The 19,031-nt window shown below is 32.2% G+C and carries 14 protein-coding genes; 7 read left to right on the top strand and 7 right to left on the bottom strand.

All coding sequences use genetic code 11. From position 1 onward, the window contains the following. Positions 1 to 58: 58 nt before the first annotated feature. From N5D46_RS07065 to N5D46_RS14780, 3 genes are read right to left on the bottom strand one after another with little or no spacing between them, the layout of a single operon-like run. Positions 59 to 2,407 (bottom strand): BamA/TamA family outer membrane protein, encoded by a 2,349-nt coding sequence (locus tag N5D46_RS07065; protein ID WP_280049564.1) that lies wholly within the window; start codon positions 2,405 to 2,407, stop codon positions 59 to 61. Next, complete coding sequence (locus N5D46_RS07070) at positions 2,404 to 6,552, bottom strand: translocation/assembly module TamB domain-containing protein (RefSeq protein ID WP_347881020.1); 4,149 nt, start codon at positions 6,550 to 6,552, stop codon at positions 2,404 to 2,406. The genes N5D46_RS07065 and N5D46_RS07070 overlap by 4 nt, the downstream gene beginning before the upstream one ends. Positions 6,553 to 6,603: 51 nt before the next feature. Beyond that, positions 6,604 to 7,659 carry an AsmA family protein gene (locus N5D46_RS14780; protein WP_347881021.1) on the bottom strand — a complete coding sequence of 352 codons (1,056 nt, stop codon included), beginning with the start codon at positions 7,657 to 7,659 and terminating at the stop codon, positions 6,604 to 6,606. A gap of 391 nt (positions 7,660 to 8,050) precedes the next feature. Here N5D46_RS14780 and N5D46_RS07075 point away from each other — a divergent pair, with 391 nt between their 5' ends. Then, positions 8,051 to 8,377 (top strand): hypothetical protein, encoded by a 327-nt coding sequence (locus tag N5D46_RS07075; protein ID WP_125349744.1) that lies wholly within the window; start codon positions 8,051 to 8,053, stop codon positions 8,375 to 8,377. 40 nt (positions 8,378 to 8,417) lie between these two features. On the opposite strand, the gene N5D46_RS07080 is transcribed toward N5D46_RS07075, so the two are convergent. Then, a complete protein-coding gene (locus tag N5D46_RS07080) occupies positions 8,418 to 9,485 on the bottom strand; it encodes a patatin-like phospholipase family protein (protein ID WP_038336901.1) in 1,068 nt (355 codons plus the stop codon). Positions 9,486 to 9,563: 78 nt separating this feature from the next. Between N5D46_RS07080 and N5D46_RS07085 the strand changes: the two genes are divergently transcribed. Both N5D46_RS07085 and N5D46_RS07090 read left to right on the top strand, forming a co-directional pair. Continuing rightward, complete coding sequence (locus N5D46_RS07085) at positions 9,564 to 9,923, top strand: AraC family ligand binding domain-containing protein (protein ID WP_280049566.1); 360 nt, start codon at positions 9,564 to 9,566, stop codon at positions 9,921 to 9,923. 9 nt (positions 9,924 to 9,932) lie between these two features. After that, positions 9,933 to 10,445 (top strand): helix-turn-helix domain-containing protein, encoded by a 513-nt coding sequence (locus tag N5D46_RS07090; protein ID WP_280049567.1) that lies wholly within the window; start codon positions 9,933 to 9,935, stop codon positions 10,443 to 10,445. On the opposite strand, the gene N5D46_RS07095 is transcribed toward N5D46_RS07090, so the two are convergent. Further along, complete coding sequence (locus tag N5D46_RS07095; RefSeq protein ID WP_280049568.1) at positions 10,446 to 10,625, bottom strand: hypothetical protein; 180 nt, start codon at positions 10,623 to 10,625, stop codon at positions 10,446 to 10,448. 236 nt (positions 10,626 to 10,861) lie between these two features. Here N5D46_RS07095 and ccoG point away from each other — a divergent pair, with 236 nt between their 5' ends. Then, positions 10,862 to 12,316 (top strand): cytochrome c oxidase accessory protein CcoG, encoded by a 1,455-nt coding sequence (ccoG, locus tag N5D46_RS07100; protein ID WP_280049569.1) that lies wholly within the window; start codon positions 10,862 to 10,864, stop codon positions 12,314 to 12,316. Positions 12,317 to 12,363: 47 nt separating this feature from the next. Here the strand turns inward: ccoG and N5D46_RS07105 are convergent, their stop codons facing one another. Next, positions 12,364 to 12,687 (bottom strand): HopJ type III effector protein, encoded by a 324-nt coding sequence (locus N5D46_RS07105; RefSeq protein ID WP_038336908.1) that lies wholly within the window; start codon positions 12,685 to 12,687, stop codon positions 12,364 to 12,366. Between the two features lie 157 nt (positions 12,688 to 12,844). Between N5D46_RS07105 and N5D46_RS07110 the strand changes: the two genes are divergently transcribed. Continuing rightward, positions 12,845 to 13,165 (top strand): hypothetical protein, encoded by a 321-nt coding sequence (locus N5D46_RS07110; protein ID WP_038336909.1) that lies wholly within the window; start codon positions 12,845 to 12,847, stop codon positions 13,163 to 13,165. Positions 13,166 to 13,495: 330 nt separating this feature from the next. Here the strand turns inward: N5D46_RS07110 and N5D46_RS07115 are convergent, their stop codons facing one another. Further along, positions 13,496 to 13,984 (bottom strand): SPOR domain-containing protein, encoded by a 489-nt coding sequence (locus N5D46_RS07115; RefSeq protein WP_280049571.1) that lies wholly within the window; start codon positions 13,982 to 13,984, stop codon positions 13,496 to 13,498. Between the two features lie 417 nt (positions 13,985 to 14,401). Between N5D46_RS07115 and N5D46_RS07120 the strand changes: the two genes are divergently transcribed. Further along, positions 14,402 to 15,820, top strand: a complete 1,419-nt coding sequence (locus tag N5D46_RS07120) for a c-type cytochrome (protein ID WP_280049573.1) — start codon at positions 14,402 to 14,404, stop codon at positions 15,818 to 15,820. A 22-nt stretch (positions 15,821 to 15,842) separates the two neighbouring features. Then, on the top strand, positions 15,843 to 19,004 hold the full coding sequence (locus N5D46_RS07125; protein WP_114999473.1) for a TAT-variant-translocated molybdopterin oxidoreductase: 3,162 nt from the start codon (positions 15,843 to 15,845) through the stop codon (positions 19,002 to 19,004). Positions 19,005 to 19,031: the final 27 nt, after the last annotated feature.

A 19,031-nucleotide genomic window follows, 5' to 3' on the forward strand; every position in this document is an offset into this window, starting at 1 on the left:
AAAAAAAATGAGCGTCCATTGTGACGCTCATTTTTTTTATTTTTGCTTTACGCTTTGCTTAGAACGGATATCCAATGGCAATATTCAAAATTAAATTATCTTTTCGCCATGCTTTGTCTCCAAAATCTATTTTATCAAAAGTCCAACGGTCATTCTTTTCGTAATAAGGCACTCGAAGCGGTGTTGCTAAATCTAATCTTAATACTAAAATATTAAAATCAAGACGTAATCCTAAACCAGCTCCAACGGCTATTTCGTTCATAAAATCTTTTGAGAATTTTGCACCAGGACGTGTTTCATCTTCGTTGATTAACCAAATGTTTCCAGCATCAACAAACAAGGCGAGATTAAGAAAACTGAATAACTTTTGTCTAAATTCTGCATTTACTTCTAATTTAATATCACCCGATTGATCATAAAAGAAATTGGCATTTTGATTGCGTGGATCATAACTTCCTGGTCCTAATGTTCGCGCTCTAAATGCACGAATACTGTTGCTTCCTCCGACAAAGAATTGTTTCGAGTAGGGAACAAATTCTGAATTTCCGTACGAATAAGCGATGCCACCAATAAATCGTGTGGCAATTGATGATTTATCTGAAAATTTATGATAAAAACGGAAGTCGTGTTCCATTTTTGCGTATTGACTAAATGGAATTTTGAAAATCTTTTTTTCCTTGTCTTTTTTTACATTTGCACCTGTAATCAAACCAGTTAAATTTCCCGCTAAATCGACAGATCCACGGTAGTAAAATGTGCTTTTTCGTGGTAACATCGTGGTTGTATACGTGTATGAATATTGTGGTCCAAAGATTAATTGTTTGTCCACTACACGTTTTAAACTTGGGTTGATGATATTTCCAATTGAATCGTAAATCTTGCTATTGTATTCGTCTGTTACTTTTTCTGGAAACAATAAAGTCGCACTAAAAACTTTTAAATTGTGTTCTTTTTGAGCATTTTCTTTCCAAACATATCCAAATGACGTATTGAAATTATGTAAGGTATATAATTTTGATCTGTTTTGATATTCGTATCCAATTTCAATATTTGTTCTTGGTACAAATGCACTCGATGAATGAAATTTGAAAGGTGCTACAATTCTTGGAATCGAAAGTTGCGTATTAAAACCAGCTCTAAAAATGTTGTTGGCATCTTTTTGCCCTCCTAATTGCATATCAAAAGCACCATATAAAGCCATTTTAAGCTGTTCTGCTCCTTTAAATATATTTCGATGAGTCCAGTTCAAGTTTAATTCACCACCGCCGTAATTCGCCGAATTTGTTCGTCCTAAAACTTCTAATCTCAATGATTGGAATTCGCGTGGTGTTAAGGTATAATACACATCAAATTTATTATTAATAGAATCAGAGATCACGAAATCATTTTTCACAAATTTGAATACACCCAAATTAATTAATCGATTTAGGGTTAAATTATGATCTGCTCGGTTGTAAATATCTCCCGTTTTAAAATATAACGCACGGTCAAAAACTTTTGGTTTGAAACTGTTTTTAGAATCGACCATGTAAAATCCATTTTGCTCATATTTCGCTAAGGAGTCGTTGTTCATGGGCATATTGTAGATTCCTTTTCGAGCATCACGAATGTTATAATCAGGAAAAACAATTACTTTATCTATACTATACTGTTGTTTGGCTTGCTCTGGTGTCTTATCTTTTAATTTTACAAAAAGTTCGACATCTTGCTTATTGGTAACCGTACTATCCGCTTGTACAATAATGTTATCGGGATGAAAATAATAGAATCCATTTTCTTTTAGTCGCGCATCTATTCGTTCTCGTTCGGCTTTTATAACATCTAAATCAAAAGGCTGTTTATCTTTTAGTAAAGTGTTAGCTTGTGTTTTTTTAATTTCTTTGTTGACCGCTAAAGTGGTGTCTTTTGGGAAATTAATTTGGTTGATGTAATAACGTTTATGTGGTTTTAAAACATAATGTACTTCTGCTTTTTTGTTTTTACTTATTGTATCATCTTGTGCTTTGGCATTGAAAAATCCTTTGTTTTCTGAATAATTGACCAGAATTTTTTTATTGAATTCGATGTCTACATCTCCCAATAAAACAGGTTTTTCACCCACTTTATATTTTAACCAATATTTCAGTCCTTTTTGCTTTTTAGGTTCGCTGGTGATGTTGTAAATGTACAAACGCGGACGAAGTCCAAAAAAACTTGAATTAGGTTTTGGAATGATATTTTTTTCGAGATTATCTTTTAGTTCAGCTTTGTCGGCTTTGCTTAACGAGTCGCCTTCTATTGTTAATTTAGAGCCCGTGTAAAGCATTTCACCTTCTTTCAGAAAACGTGTATTGCTACAAGAAGAAATACCTAAAATAGAAATTGAACAAGTTATAAATTTGATATAGGTTAAAACTGATTTTTTCATGGTTTCACTTCTTGATTTTGTGTATTTCTATTTGCTCTGTTCGTTCTATTTTTTCTTCTTTTCTCGAAAATTTCTTTGAATTTATCGTAATCTAATGTGATGATAAATCCAACACCTGTTTCTACAATTTGTCCTTGTAATGCAACTTGGTATTCATCTTTTCGATAAGCTCTCAACATGTATCGACCATCACGAGATAAGCTATAATCAATTGTGATATCACCCGCAATATTAGTCATGTTTTCATTTTCTCGTGCATCACCATCTAATCCAAAATTACTTCCAACCGAAACTTTCAATCGGTCGTTTAGTAATCGTTTGCTCACGGCAACATTCAGATCAGTACGTGTGTTTTTAGATCCTGAAGAATAATCGTCTTGCGTATCTAATCCCAAATCGATGTCAATTCCTTGGATTAAATCATCCGCTAAATTATTCAATTGCTGAGATAGAATATTACTCACACTTTGTAACGCCATTGTTTCTGCAGATACACTTGTTTTACTTTCGAACGGATTCTCGCCAATAAAACGATTCAATAATAATAGCGCAAAAACTTGTTTGTTCATTTCGGCTTCATCATTTTTCAACTGATCCAATTTCGATTGTGTATTTTCTATCACCGCAGTTGCAATGGACGGATTGTCTTTATCCATTGAAATATTGAATTTAATATCAGGCTTTAATAGTTCACCTTTCAAAATTAACTCGGTATTGAACGGAATTCGTTGTTTGTACATGTTCATTTCAGAAGAAGAATAGCCCGAAATTTGTTGTTCGATTAAATCAATGGGAGCAACTTTTGTTTTGTATATCGCCGTAATGTCTAAATTGGCTGTAGTTGGCTCACCAGTCCATGTAATGGTACTTCCTTTTTGAATATCAAAACGACGTTTTAACAAGCTTACCGAAAGTTCGTACGCACCTTTTTCTACTTGATAAACGCCAACCAACGTCATTTTTCCTGAAGGATCCATTCCGCCTGTTAATTCTGCTTCACCTTGTATTTCAACAAAATCTCCGTTTGCTTTGTCGATGATAATAGATGTTTTAGCTTCTTTACTAATTTCAATATTGACACTTACATCTAACCCTTTTATTTTAGATTCGGCTATTAATTCATCTGTTTTAATCGTTTCTTGAAGCGCCACTTGATCTTGATCGATAAATTCGACAATTCCTTCGCGCTCTTGTAAAGAAGGTGAAGATTGTGGTAAAACAAATGTGAAATTCGTATCATCAGTCACGGTTAAGCTTCCGTTTACTTTCGGTAAATCTAAGTCACCTTTTATCGTTAAGTTTGCATTAACAGCTAACTTTCCGTACATGATGGCGTCGTTCGATTTTTCTGAATTTACGACATTGAAATCTCGTCCATTTGCTGTTAAATTGAAGGCGAAGTCACGATACGTTTCCGTTAAAATTTCTCCTCTTATCGTTAATGAATTACCATCATTGTCATTAATTTTGAATCGATTGAACTCAATTCCTTTGTTCGTGAAATCAATCGCGTCATCAATTTTTCTGAAATTACTTCCTGTTTCAGCAATCGTTAAACCTACTTGATTAAATTTCACCTGACCTAAAATGCTCGGTTTATCCATTGTTCCAACGATTTTTAGATTTCCAGAAATATAACCTTCTGTATCTTTGATTCGATTCATTGTAAATCCTTGCACTGATTTCATTTCTAATCGATTGATATCTAAAGCTAAATCAAACGCACTTTCTTTGGTATTATAATCTCCAAAAATCTTCATGTTGTTGCTGTTTCCATCTAAGGTAATATCAGCGTTAATCATGGTTGGAGAAGTGTTTTGTACTTTTGCTATAATATTTCCAATAGGATTTCCGAAAGCTTTTAAATCTGAAACGGTCAAATCAGCATTGAAGGTCATTTCTTTGTTTAAATCTCTAATTTGAGCTGTTCCATTGATTATTCCTTCGGCAGGTAAATCATCTTTTTTAATGATTTCTGCAATGGTTTCAATTTTGAAATCTTTGATGGTAATATTCAGCGGACTTGTTCCTTTTTCCGATTCAGATTGTAATAAAATTTGACTTCCATTGTTCATCAAACTGAAATTATTCGCCACAATTCCATCTTTTCTCAACTGAATTAAATTTCCTTCACCAACTTGCCATTGATCGTAGTTTAAGACCAATCCATTCGGATTAAGACTAATTTCCGCGATATCGTTTAGCGTTTTTAGATTTCCAGCCACCAAAAATTGCGTCGCATCTTTCACATCCTTTGTCGAAACGTTATAATTGATGACATTATTTGTAATATCACCATTCAAATCAATTTTTTGTAATTGAAAACTTTCGCTTTTTAACGCATCCACATTCAACGAATACAACAAGGCTTCATTTTGGTTGGATAGTTTTAAAATTCCGTTGTTAATTGTATTTGTTCCGTACGTTAAATTCGGAATTTTTCCATCTACATTAATCTGTTTTGAATCTGCATTATAAGTTGCATCAAATGTTATGGTTTCGAAGTTTTTCAAATCTGGAACAAATCTTCGAATCAACTCATCATCTTTAATTTTTGCATTCAAAGTAAAGAATTGATGAGGTTCTATTTTTTCGTCTTTATTTGGTTTCTGAAATTCATAATATTGGTTAATTGTTGAAGTTAATGAACCGAAAATTTGCGTCAATTTAAACTTTCCCTTCATATCCAAATCGGCCAATTGTGAAGTCAAACTAATTTGATTCGAATCAGCAGTTGAAGTCGCAATCAAGCTCACTTCTTGCATTGGAAAAACATCTTTTGTATTGGATAATGCAAAGTTTTTCAGGTATAAAGAACCATTTAAATAATCTGGGTTTAAATCAGCAAAATTGGCATCAATTTCTCCTGCAACAATCATTGGTTCATTGTAAAAACCAAGCTTTTGAACATCTAATTTGACAATATTTCCGTTCAATTTTACATCTGATAAATCCTTTTTGTACACACCAGAAGCAGTTAAATTAAGATTCGCATTTGGATCTTTTGAGAAAACATGCGCATCAAACGCACCACGATTCACTTTTGCGTCGAGCGCAATATTTTGATAAGTATATTTATTGTAATAAGCGGATGAAACGGTTCCCGAAAGTTTTGTAACCATTTTTTCTGGATTGAAACTTGTTCCAACAGCATTAATTTTTCCTGTTATTTTACCTAAATCCTTGTTGCTAACAAGTGTTCCAATATCCAAATTTTGTAGATCTGCTTTGACATTATATTTCTCAGCATCCTTTCTCAGCATGTTCACAATTGCATCAATTTTAGCATTTCCCAACGTAGAATTTATTGCCAATTGTGTATTGATAATTTCGGTTGTTCCTTTCGCTTTTCCTTTGACAGAAAGCTTTGAAGGAATTCTAATGTTATTTGGAATAGTATTTTTCGGAACTAAATTATAAATCGTTTTTGATGATGTCGAAAAGTTTTTGATGTTTAAATCATAAAATAAATTCTTCGGATTCATCGCATTTTTCACTCTTCCAGAAGCCGAAAGTTGCAAATCATCTAAACCAGAAACTTGTAAATTATTAATCAATAAATCGTTTACTTTTCCTTTTACATTGGTGTTAACACTTAGAATGGCGTTTGGATATTTATCGAAAGGCATTGTATTTCTAAGCGTTGGTGCAAGATTTAGAATATCTGCAAAACCAATTTTTGAGTTTTTGATATTCGCATTGACTAGAACATTTTCTGGATGAGAAGTTAACTCATTAATTGTATTGTAGTGCAAAATAACTTCGTCACGAAGAATAGTTCTTGGTGTTTGTAAATAAAGGTTTTTCAGATACGCTTGTGTATCTGCGTACAAGAAATTTGTTGTCAATTTCTGAATATTCAAACCTCTTGATTCCTTTATTTCTGCACTTTTTACTTGTCCAGCAAATGTGCTATTTTTCATTTCGAAATCGCGCAAATCAAGATTTAATTTAGAAAAATCCAAATGATTAAAATCCATTCCTTGTGCTGTTCGACGTTCTGCAGTATTGTTGTATTTTACTTTTACATTTTCAAATTTCGTTTCGTTCAAAACCAAATTCATTGGGGTTGAAGAAGTAGATGAAGTGGAAGTAGAATTGTTCGAAGAAAGGAATAAATTCGCTTCGATATCAGCGTCTTTCAACAAAATATTTTCGATGTCGAAAATTGAATTTTCAAGATCAAGTTTATTGATTTACGTTTCGAATTCGTTTAAGTTAATTTTGGCAAAAGTCTTAGAGTTTTCATCACCATAATTGACTTTTATATCATTCAAATTAATTTTGTTTAATGCAATTTGAAGAGGGTTTTGCTTAGATTTTGGATCAATTTTATCAACATTATTTTCTTTGATTTTATTAACCATTTTTTGATCAAAATCAACCAACAAACCATTCACTAAAATATCATCAACCGCATAAGAATTTTGTTGTAAATCAAGTTTTTTAACACGCGTTTTGAAATCTTTGAATTTGACTTTAGCAAACATTCCAGAAATATCATCACCATAATCTACTTCAAAATTGGTTAAATTAATTCCGTTCAATTCAATTTTCATTGGCTTTTGATCATTCAAAGAATCTACTTTTTCTTCTACTTTTTTCGCAACTTCTTTTACAATATCTTGTTTCAATTTTAGTTTTAAACCATCCAAATTGAAATCGCCAATTCCATACGAATTTTGCTCTAAATCGAATTTTTTGACACGCGTATCAAATGAATTTAGATAAACTTTGATGTTATTTGCCGCTTGCTGATCATTGAAGGAAACATTAATATCATTCAGTTTTATTTTATCTAACGAAATGATAAATGGCTTTGAAGGACTTTCGTCTTTTTCGTCTGTTGCAAAAGCATTGATAATATAATTGAAATTGAATTTTCCATCTGGTTTACGAATAACATTCGCGTGAACACCATTTAAATCAATAGATTTTATATCGGCTTTACTTTTGGTCAATTGCCAAATATCTAAACCAACGTCAAATTTTTTGACCGATAAAAGTGTGTCGACATCTTGTCCTTGTAAAAAAAGATTTTCCATGACCAAACTGTTTGGAAAATCGATATAAATACGATCTAATTGAACTTTTGTATGTATTTTATTTTCGAGGTAATTAACTAATTTATTTTTTACAAAATTTTGTACAGCAGGAAACTGTAAACTAAAAATTGCAATGGTCAGCAATAAAATTATTGATAAAAGCGTAAGAGAGAAATATTTGAGTATTTTTTTTGTATTGAATTCCAATTGGTTAGATTTTATTCGTTTTAGTTGGATTCAAGATACAAATTTCCTACAAGGATAATACCAGAAATGTACTTTTTCATACATCGTTTTACCATTTTTGGAAACAATCACAACTCCATTAAAAGGAAATGAATGTTTTGAAAGGATAATTTTTTCGAAGTCATGTTTTAATTTCGCGTTTTTTTGCGCAAAAATTGGTTGACAAATAAGGCAAATTAATCCTAAAGTCAAGATTTTTAGAAGAGTTTTCATTTTTGTGTTTTGGCTAATGTAAAAGTAAAATATTATCTGTTTTGAAATTGATAATATTTTAAAATTCTCTTAAAACTTTTTAATTTTCATTGGTAAAACCAATATTCTTTTATTAAATTTGAGTCAAACAATTGAAGCTATGAGAAGAATTTTTTTTGAAAAAGATAGCCACAAAGACTACTTATTTGTTATAATTGATCACGAAAGAGAATTGGATCAAATTTATAAAGTAGATAATTTTACTGACGAAACTGGACGTGAATATGTGTACACCTTGATTGGAGAACGCAAAAAACTGAATGCAGATTTGTTGAAACCACATGTTGTTGCGCTAGAGAATGGGAGTTACACGAATTACAATGGAGAGGGAATTGTAACAGATTGTCATGCGTGTTTAGAAAGTATTGTGGATAATAGAGGATTGAATAGAGAACAAGAAATATTTGTTTATGTTCGAAATAAATAGAAATTACAAAAGGCTTTGAAATTTTACTCAAAGCCTTTTTTTATGAGATTTCAATTTGATTGAAAATTAATTTTTGAACGACTTCATCCAAATGTTCTTTGTGTTTTGCGACATAATCATTGGCAACGTCCAATAATGTTTTAATGTTGCTGTTGGAAACATTTCCTAAATCCAATGCAGATTCTGGAATTTCAGGATTAAATCGATAATAATTTTGTTGATATTTTGGCTTCAATAAAGCGAACATGCTTCTCATTTCCTGATCGACCATATCAACGCCAGTCGAAATAAAAATGTCTACCAAAGGATCTACCCATTTCGATTTTGAAATTCCTGTTAAATGTTCGTGTTTATATGATTTTGCACGTGAACCATTTCCGAGAGAAATGATAATAAATTCTTGTAAAGGTGCTGTTCCATTATATTTTAATTCATCTTTGAAATATTTATTAAAATTTATTTTTTGCGTTTCGATAAAGCCAACAAAAGTTGGATTGTTTGCAAAAACACCACCATCAATGCAACTAAATTCTTGATCAGCGAATGATTTTATTTTTGCAGGTTCAAAATAAGTTGGCGCAGCTGATGAAGCACGGCAAATATCTTTTACATAGAAATTTCGGAAAGGAGAGATTCCATCAATCGAATTGAAAATTTTTGGTTTTTGATGCTCAGTATCATAAGAAACTATCGCGCAAGGACGAATCAAATCTTTTAACTCTGTATCTCCAAAAACGATTTTTAATTGCTCTTCCAATACAAGTGTTGGTAAATTATCTTTTAGCACACTCAACGGATTATTGAGAATTGTCCAAAATGTTTTTGAGAAGATATTTTTCCCTTCACCTAAATAAATATTCAGTGCATCTGTGATCGAGTGTTTTGCTCTTTTTGGATTTTCGGTAGAAGGAGATAATAACAAAGAAGCGATTAAAGCGCCAGTACTTGTACCTGCAATAAAATCGACATAATCGCCTATTTTGGCATTTTCGTCATGAATTTTCTTTAATTTATCTTCGATGTATTTTAAAATGACACAAGATATAATTCCTCTAATTCCGCCTCCATCCAAAGAAAGTAAGACAATTTTTTTCTCTTTAAATTCCATTTTTGATGTTCTATTGTTTAAAGTTAAACTTTTCCTTTTAAATATTCTTTATTTTTACACTTGATAATTTGTTTCAAAATGACCAAAAAACTTTTCCCAACATACGATATCTGTAATCTGAATACCGAAAAAAATAGCAATGAGTTGTTTTCCATCGATCATTTTAGAGGTTATGTTGATAGTAATCCTCATTTGCAGGAAGTTCACAGTCATAATTATTACCATTTGGTCTATTTTACAGAAGGTAGTGGTGAACATTTGATCGATTTTGAAAAGTTTGAGGCTAAATCTGGAACAATGTATTTTATGAAACCTGGACAAGTACACCAATGGTATTTTAAGGAAAAATATGATGGGTTTGTAGTGAATTTTTTCGATAATTTTTTTGATTGGATTGGGATTAATTCTTCCATTTTACAGAAATTTAGATTTTTATAATCTATTTTGGTGAAAGATCATGTGGTTGAAATTTCGCCAGATTTACAAGAAAAAATTGCAAGTTATTTTGAAGAAATGATAAATGAAAATCAAAAAAATAATCAATTCTCGAATTTAAAAATTGGTTTCCATTTGATGAATTTATTTATTGATATTGAACGAAGTTTGGAAGGCGTAAATATCAAAACAAGCGATTATCAATCGGTGTTGTTGGATAATTTTCAGACGCTTATCGAGCAAAATTTCAAGAGCAAAAAATTACCAAAAGAATATGCCGAATTGTTGTACATTACTCCTAATCATTTGAATGCACTTTGCAAAGATGTGTTAGCTACTTCGGCAGGTGAATTAATAAGAAGTCGCATTGTTTTAGAAGCAAAACGTTTGTTGGTAAACAAAGAAATTTCTGTGACAGAAATTGCGTATTTACTCAATTTTCAAGATGCATCATATTTTGTGAAATTCTTCAAAAAATACACAGAGTTTACGCCAGAACAATTTAGAAAACAATATTATTCGTAGTTACTTTAAATTGTATTTTACTGGAATATTAAAACTAACTTTTACAGGATTTCCGTCTACTAAAGCAGGTTTTATTTTGGATAATCTTTCTTCAACATCATGACTCAATTTCATGTTAAAACATTCTACGTAATTATCTGTTTTTTCTTCACATCTTGGATAAATTGCGAACTGAGTCACATTTTTATTGTGTATATTTTTTGTAAAAAAGTACAAATACAAATACAAATACAAATAGAAAATACTAGTAGCTTTAGTAAGTTTTTCATAATAGGTGGTTTATGTTTTTATTTGGTAAATATTTATAAATTAATGATTTATATCAATCCGTAAATATTACCATAAATACCATAAATAGTGCCAAGCTCTAACCTGATTGTAACGGTAAATTTGCATAGATATTAAGTAGAAGGTATATGAGTGATATAAAACAAGATTCAACGCAACTTGGTTTTGAAAAAGAGAATGAGCAATTCAGAACAGAAGTCGCAACAATGGATAAAAAAGGAACTCGAAAATGGGTGTATGCGAAGAAACCTTCTGGGAGATACACTAATTATCGAACAATTGTTTCCTCAGTTCTATTGCTTTTATTAGTTGGGTTACCCTTTATAAAATTACCAAATGGAAATCCTATTTTCAAATTTGATGTGTTCAATACGAATTTCATTCTTTTTGGTTATCCATTTTTTACAACAGATTTTTTCTTACTTGCTTTCGGGATGATTGTAAGTGTGGTTTTTATTATATTATTTACGACTGTTTATGGACGATTGTTTTGTGGATGGTTATGTCCGCAAACAATTTTTATGGAAAGTGTTTTTCGTAAAATTGAGTATTGGATAGAAGGTGATAGAAGCAAACAAATTCGTTTGGATAAACAAGATTGGAACGAAGAAAAAATTTTGAAAAGAGGAGGAAAGTGGACGATATTTTACATTATTTCGTTTTTCTTTTCGAATATATTTTTGGCATATATCATCGGAATGGATGAATTGATCAAAGTAATTACCGAAGGTCCATCAGAGCATGGAGGTTTATTATTGGGAACATTTATTTTTAGTATTTTTTTCTATTTTGTTTTCGCTTGGTTTCGTGAGCAGGTTTGTACGTTGGTATGTCCTTACGGAAGATTTCAAGGTGTTTTGATTGACAAAAAAACGATTCAAGTTTCGTATGATTTTAAACGTGGTGAAAGCACAAATGGACGTTCAAAATTCAGAAAAGGTGAAGATCGTGTTGCTGCAGGAAAAGGAGATTGTATCGATTGTGGTCAATGTGTGGCGGTTTGTCCTACGGGAATCGATATCAGAAATGGTTCTCAGTTAGAATGTATCAATTGTACAGCTTGTATGGATGCTTGCGATGATATTATGACGAAGATTAATTTGCCAACAGGATTAATAAAATATGCTTCCGAAGAAAATATTGAACAAGGAAAATCATTCAAAATAACTGCAAGATTAGTCACGTTTACGTTAGTTTTGGTTGCGATGATTTCTGCTATGACGATTTTTATGTCGAATAGAAGTGATGTCGAGGTAAAATTTTTACAAGTTCCAGGAAAAGATTATGTTGTAGAAGGTGATTATATTATTAATACGATGCAATATAGTTTGATGAATAAAACGAATGAAACGTACAAATTAGTTGTAAATGTAAATGGTTTTAAAGGTGGAAAAACTGTTTTGTTAGTAGAACCAAATCAATATATACAAATAGATGAAGGAAAATTAAAGCAAGGTTTAATAGATATTAAAATTCCTAAAAGAGAACTGAAATCTTACAAAGTTCCAGTTATTTTAGAATTAAAAGATTTGAAGGGAAAAACCATCGATCATTATACGATTAGTTTTATGGCTCCTTTTTAGTTGAATTAAAAACGTCTTACATTTTGTAAGACGTTTTTTTTTTGAGTTTATTTTTTTGTCAACACTTCGTTTTCAAATGTCACACCTTTCCATCCGTTTTGCATAAATTGACGAATATTATTGTGATCAGTTCCTTCTGGCGAATCTAATACAGCTTGATAATGTTCTGCAAATAATTTTAAGGTATCATCTTCAGAGAAATTATTCAATTTTGCAAAAGCAAAAACCTTCGCACTTCCTTGATTTTGATCCACAGCATTTTCCTGATTTCCATTTACAAAAGCAGAAGCTGTATAAAGATAATTTTCTTCAATATGCGCAATAACATCAGCAAAATTAGCTTCGTTTTGGTTTAATTTTTCTAAAATCATTGTATCTTTTTGTCAAAAATAAGAACTTATTTTGAATACAATAAGTCATTAAGTATGTTAATTTTTTTATGCACTTAAATACTTAACGAATGTTTAACAACTTTCTGTTTATTAATTGATTAGATTTATAAGTATTAACCAAGTAAAAGTAAATTTTATGTTTGAAAGAAGGCAATTTAATTATGAAACGTCAAGTGTTGCGTTACGTAAACTTGCTGAAAAAGGATATCAAGAAGATTTTAATTTATTAGAAAGTGATTTGATTGATCATCCGCACGATTTTAGAATTATTTACATCTATCGTTATGAAGGGAATTCGAGCCCCGAAGATGAATCGAGTGTTTATGGAATCGAGAAAATTTCGACTGGAGAAAAAGGTGTTTTAGTTGCAGGTAATTTAGGATTTGTACAAACTAATTTAGCATCGATTTTAATTCAGTTAGAAATAGAAGGAAGAGGAGTTATTCTCAAAAACTAAATTTTAACTTATGAATCGACTACTAAATATTACCATTAAAAAATAAAAAAGCGTTACCAAGATTATTGATAACGCTTTTTTTATGTTTTCGAATAAATTTTAAATCTGTAAAAGAAGTTAATCGTTTTCTATTTTTAGTAATTGTCTATATTCAGAAAAACGATGCTCGCGAATAGGTCGTATAAAAGGTTCTGTTTTGAAAAATAAAACTAAACATGGAGAAATATTTTTATATTTTTCTACAAATTCAAACGAAATTAATTCACCATTCTTTATTCGTTGTTTTATTTTGTTGTGATAAGGATACATTTTCCTTTTTATAAAATAATATTATTTTGCTTTTCTACATAAAACCTTGAACGGAATAGAAAATGCACTATTATATTTTGATTTCAAACGACGAATATCTTTCGTAGCTGAAGCTCTTGTAAAATAATCTCCAACTAAAACGCGATAATCTGGTGAAAAATAAGCTGTTTGTGATGATAAGTCTGGATAGGAACGCGCAAATTCATTTCTTACCTTCTCTGCATCTTTTCTATCTTTCGAATAATAAATCTGAATTTTGAAACCATTCACTTGTGGTGTGCCTGCGCAAGGATCATTAGATTGTATAACTGGTTTTTTCTCTGTCGGTTTCTTTACAGTAGTGGTATAACTACAAACAGCGTCTTCTTTTGCTTTTAATACAGTATTTATTCGGCTATCAATTTCCATATTCAATGTACCATTGTTGATAATTTGAACGGTATCAATTTTATCTTGAGCAAAAACGCAAGAAGAAAAAGTAATAAGGAATAAAAAGATAAATTTTTTCATAGGATGAAATTAATTTGTGCAAATATACTTTTTAGAATTAAGTTATTAAATTTTATAGACTTTTATTTTCTTACAACGAATATTGTTCCAATTTTTTTTGTGAATACTAATTAATGATGATAAAACTATAAAATTGATTGGCTGATTATAATAAAAATAATAATGATTATTTTTTTTAAATTATGTTAAATAGCAATTTTTCTTGTTCTAAATCTTTTCTATCAAATCAAATAGATAATATTTATACAGTGATATTTTTTAACAATTAATTTAGAAACGTTTTAAATTAAGCTCAATGACAAAGTTCAGTATGTAAACTTTATGATTTTATTAAGTATTGAAGCTATTTTTGCTGTTAGTTAAGTGTTCAAATAAAAACGAGTTAAAAGAAACAACGAACTGAGATTATTTAAGTAAATGAAGGCAAGATTTCTAAAAAGAATACGTTTATGGAGCTGCGCGATAATACTATCGACGTTCTCCCTAGCAAATGCCCAAGATGCAGGTAAAGGTTACGAATTATTCGAAGCCAACTGTACTGCATGTCACCAGATTGATGGTAAATTAATTGGGCCGGAATTACGTAATGTTGAGAAACGCGTACAAGAAGAAGCTGGACTTGGAAAAGAGTGGTTACACGCTTGGATTAAGGACAACAAAGCTTTGCGTGAATCAGGAGATGCGTATGCAAACAAAATTTATGCTGATTACAATAACACTGAAATGTTAGCTTTCCCTAACTTATCAGAAGGTGATATTGATAATATTTTAGCATATACAGCTGATCCTGATGCAGGAGTTAAGGCTTTTGAAGAAGCTAAAGCTGCGAAAAAGAAAGAAGCCGCTGCGAAAAAAGCTGCTGAGGCTGCACAAGGAGGTGGAGCTAATTCAGGAGTAATTGCAGTAGGTTTTGTTGTTTTAGCGGTATTATTATTGTGGATCTTGGTTCGCGTTAATGCATTAGTTAAAGCGACAGCTACAGAGGAATTAAATGCAGAAACTGAAAGAGTAGCTTTTTCTTTTGCTGAATTCTTTCAGAAATACCAAAAAGTTGGAACAGTTGCAATTGCTGTATTAGCATTCTTTGCATTGTATAATGTTTATTGGGGATTAATGGGAATTGGTGTTGATAAAGGTTATGAACCGGAACAACCAATTTATTTCTCTCACAAAGTACACGCAGGTGTTCAGGGGATTGACTGTCAGTACTGTCACAGTTCTGCTAAATACGGTAAAGTGTCTGGAATTCCTTCACCAAACGTATGTATGAACTGTCACAAAACAATCAAAGAATACAAAGGAGATTACTTCGAAGAAGAATTAATCACTTCTGGTAAATTCGCTGATGAGGAAGCAGTTAAGAATTTCTATACAGGAGAAATCCAAAAAATGTATAAAGCGATTGGATGGAATCCAGAAACGAACAAATACGATGGTCCACAAAAACCAATCGAATGGGTACGTATCCACAATATGCCAGATTTCGTATTCTTTAGCCACGCACAACACGTTGTAGCTGGAGAGAAAGCGATTAAGAAAGCGATTAAAGATGGAACTATTCCAAATGCTAAAGAATTGAACATTGGATCAGGAGACCAAGTTTGTTTTGCATGTCACGGACGTGTTGATGAAATGAACGAAGTGAAAATGGCGAATGATTTCACAATGGGATGGTGTATCGAGTGTCACAGAACTACTGAGGTAGATATGGACAACGAGTATAACAAAGAATATTACGCAGAACTACACGAAAAACTGAAAAAACAGTACGGTGACGCAACTAAGATTACAGTTGATGCTATCGGAGGTTTAGAGTGTGGTAAATGTCATTATTAATATAAAAAAGAGAGGAGTATAAATGGCTTCGAAGAAAAATTACTGGAAAAGTTTTGAGGAGTTAACTGACAATACATTAAATGAAAAGTTAACTACCAACGAATTTGCAGAAGAAATTCCTGTAGATAATTTCTTAGGGAATGATAACGCCATGGAGAATAGTCAAACTTCACGACGTGACTTTTTGAAGATTTTAGGGTTCAGTACAGCTGCTGTTACTTTAGCAGCCTGTGAAGCTCCAATCGTAAAATCTGTTCCTTATGTAGTGAAACCAGAAAACATTATGCCTGGTGTACCTACTTATTATGCATCTACAATTTTTGATGGATACGATTACGCGAACGTATTAGTACGTACAAGAGAAGGTCGTCCTATTAGAATTGATGCAAACAAAGGCGCAAAATATTATGGTTCTACAAATGCACGTGTTCAGGCATCTGTATTATCATTATACGATTCTGATAAAATAAAATCACCTTTAACAAACGCAGGTGAAAACTTCAAAGCAACATCTTGGAAAGAGCTTGATGCCCGTGTAACAAAAGCATTAGCATCAGTAGGAGGGAAAAAAGTAGTTATTTTAACTTCATCTTTACCTTCACCAACAACTAAAAAGTTGATTGCTGAGTTTGCAACAAAATATCCAACAACTCAACACGTTGTTTATGATGCAATTTCTTCTACGAATGCATTAGACGCAGCGCAAGAAGTTTATGGAAAAAGAGAATTGCCATTCTACGATCTTAAGAATGCTGAATTAGTTGTTTCTTTCAACGCAGATTTCTTAGGTGATTATAATGGTGGTGGAATGGAAGGTGATTATGGTATTGCTCGTAAACCAGGAGCAAAAATGATGCGTCACATCCAAGTAGAATCTGTTTTATCTTTAACAGGAGCAAATGCTGATACACGTTATCCATTAAAACCAACTGATACTGAAAAAGTATTGGCTGAAGTTTATAATAAATTAGCAGGTGGTTCAGCTTCATCTAAAGAAGCATTAGCTATTGCTGCTGAATTAACAGCAAAAGGTTCTAAAGCGGTTGTTATGGCTGATGGTTCGAAAGAAGCATACGCAATTGCATACGCAATTAACCAATTGTTAGGATCAGCTGCAGTTTCTGATAAAGCTGTTTTATTAAAAGAGTCTAACGACGCTGTATTTAATCAATTTGTTGCAGAAGCTAAAGCTGGACAAGTTGGAGTTTTATTAAACTTCCAAACAAATCCAATTTACAATGCTAAAAATGCAAAAGAAATTGAAGCAGCTTTCAAAAACATTGGACTTAAAGTTGGTTTAGTTGAAAAATTAGACGAAACTGCATCAGTAATGGACGTTATTGCTCCAGTTACTCACGGTTTAGAGTCTTGGAATGATTTCAACCCATTAACAGGTGTTTATTCATTACAACAACCAACAATTCCACGTGTATTTGATTCTCGTCAATTCCAAGATTCATTAATCGCATGGATGACAGGAGTAACTAAAGTAACAGAAGTAGAAGATCCAAATGATCCAATTATGGTGATGGCGGTTTCTGCAACTAGACAAAAAGTTTCTCCATATTACTTATATGTAAAACAAAACTGGGAATCAGCTATTTTACCAAAATTAGGTGTAGATTTCAACAAAGCATTATACAATGGTTATAATGAAGCGACTGAAACTTCTACATTTACTGCTAACACTGGTGTTGCTGCAGCTGCTGCTACAAAATTAGCTGCTGGTAAAGCGACAGAATGGGAGATTCAATTCTATTCTAAAGCTGGTTTAGGAGATGGTACACAAGCAAACAATCCTTGGTTACAAGAATTACCAGATCCAATTACACGTAACTCTTGGGATAACTATTTAACAGTTAATCCAAATGATGCGGAAAAATTAGGAATCAAAATTCAAGATAACTACAACGTTACAAACGGAAGAATGCAATTTGACGGTGAGTATGTAAACTTAACTGTTAATGGAGTAGTTTTAGAAAATGTTCCAGTATTCATCCAACCAGGTCAAGCAATCGGAACTGTAGGTTTAGCTTTCGGTTACGGTCGTACAAAAGCTGGTAAAGTTGCAAATAATGTAGGGGTTAACGCTTTCGCATTATACACTGGTAATGTAGGTGCATCTAACGTTAAGATCGAAAAATCTTCTCGTTCAGATAAACACGAATTTGCTAACATGCAACAACAACCAACATTGATGGGACGTTACGAAATCGCAAGAGAAGTTTCTTTAGCAGATTTCATCAACACAGATCGTCAAGAATGGAATCCAGTTGCGAAGATGCCAACATGGAGAGGAGATTCTCCAGTAGGTGAAGTAGATTTATGGGCTAGTTTTGATCGTTCTACAGGGCCTCACTTCAATTTAACAATTGATATGAACTCTTGTACAGGATGTGGAGCGTGTGTAATTGCTTGTCAAGCAGAAAACAACGTGCCAACTGTTGGTAAAGAGCAAATGCGTATGTCGAGAGATATGTATTGGTTAAGAATCGACCGTTACTACTCTGATGTAACTTATAACGATCCTAATGGACGTTTAACTCAGAAAGTAGCGTTAGAATTAGATCCAGATAACGAGCCACAACAATATACACGTTTAATTAAGCCAGAGGCTGAAAATCCAGATGTGATTTTCCAACCATTAATGTGTCAACACTGTAACCACGCTCCTTGTGAGACTGTGTGTCCAGTAGGTGCAACATCTCATGGTCGTCAAGGTCAAAACATGATGGCTTATAACCGTTGTGTTGGTACTCGTTATTGTGCAAATAACTGTCCTTATAAAGTACGTCGTTTCAACTGGTTTAACTGGGCGAACAATGATAAATACGACTTCCACATGAACAATGATTTAGGTCGTATGGTACTTAACCCAGATGTTGTTGTACGTACACGAGGAGTAATTGAGAAATGTTCATTCTGTATCCAACAAACTCAAGCTGCAATCTTAAAAGCTAAGAAAGAGAACAGAGTAGTTAAAGACGAAGAGTTTATGGCTGCTGCTGCTTGTGCTGCTGCTTGTGGAACAGGTGCGATGAAATTTGGTGATATCAATGATGATAAATCTGAAGTAAGAGCAGCATCGAAAGATAAACGTTCTTATGTTTTATTAGAAGAAATTGGTACAAAACCAAACGTTATCTATCAAGTAAAAGTTAGAAACAGAAAAGAACAAGCTTAATTAAATTAGTAAAGAATTAATAAGGTA

It is taken from the genome of Empedobacter sp. GD03865 (assembly GCF_029840775.1).
GTDB classification, from domain to species: domain Bacteria; phylum Bacteroidota; class Bacteroidia; order Flavobacteriales; family Weeksellaceae; genus Empedobacter; species Empedobacter falsenii_B.

Bases quoted from the DNA above. Each gene is read 5' to 3' on its own strand.
- N5D46_RS07065 (WP_280049564.1), bottom strand. From the start codon at position 2,407: ATGAAAAAATCAGTTTTAACCTATATCAAATTTATAACTTGTTCAATT.
- N5D46_RS07075 (WP_125349744.1), top strand. From the start codon at position 8,051: ATGAGAAGAATTTTTTTTGAAAAAGATAGCCACAAAGACTACTTATTT.
- N5D46_RS07080 (WP_038336901.1), bottom strand. From the start codon at position 9,485: ATGGAATTTAAAGAGAAAAAAATTGTCTTACTTTCTTTGGATGGAGGC.
- N5D46_RS07085 (WP_280049566.1), top strand. From the start codon at position 9,564: ATGACCAAAAAACTTTTCCCAACATACGATATCTGTAATCTGAATACC.
- ccoG (WP_280049569.1), top strand. From the start codon at position 10,862: ATGAGTGATATAAAACAAGATTCAACGCAACTTGGTTTTGAAAAAGAG.
- N5D46_RS07105 (WP_038336908.1), bottom strand. From the start codon at position 12,687: ATGATTTTAGAAAAATTAAACCAAAACGAAGCTAATTTTGCTGATGTT.
- N5D46_RS07110 (WP_038336909.1), top strand. From the start codon at position 12,845: ATGTTTGAAAGAAGGCAATTTAATTATGAAACGTCAAGTGTTGCGTTA.
- N5D46_RS07115 (WP_280049571.1), bottom strand. From the start codon at position 13,984: ATGAAAAAATTTATCTTTTTATTCCTTATTACTTTTTCTTCTTGCGTT.
- N5D46_RS07120 (WP_280049573.1), top strand. From the start codon at position 14,402: ATGAAGGCAAGATTTCTAAAAAGAATACGTTTATGGAGCTGCGCGATA.
- N5D46_RS07125 (WP_114999473.1), top strand. From the start codon at position 15,843: ATGGCTTCGAAGAAAAATTACTGGAAAAGTTTTGAGGAGTTAACTGAC.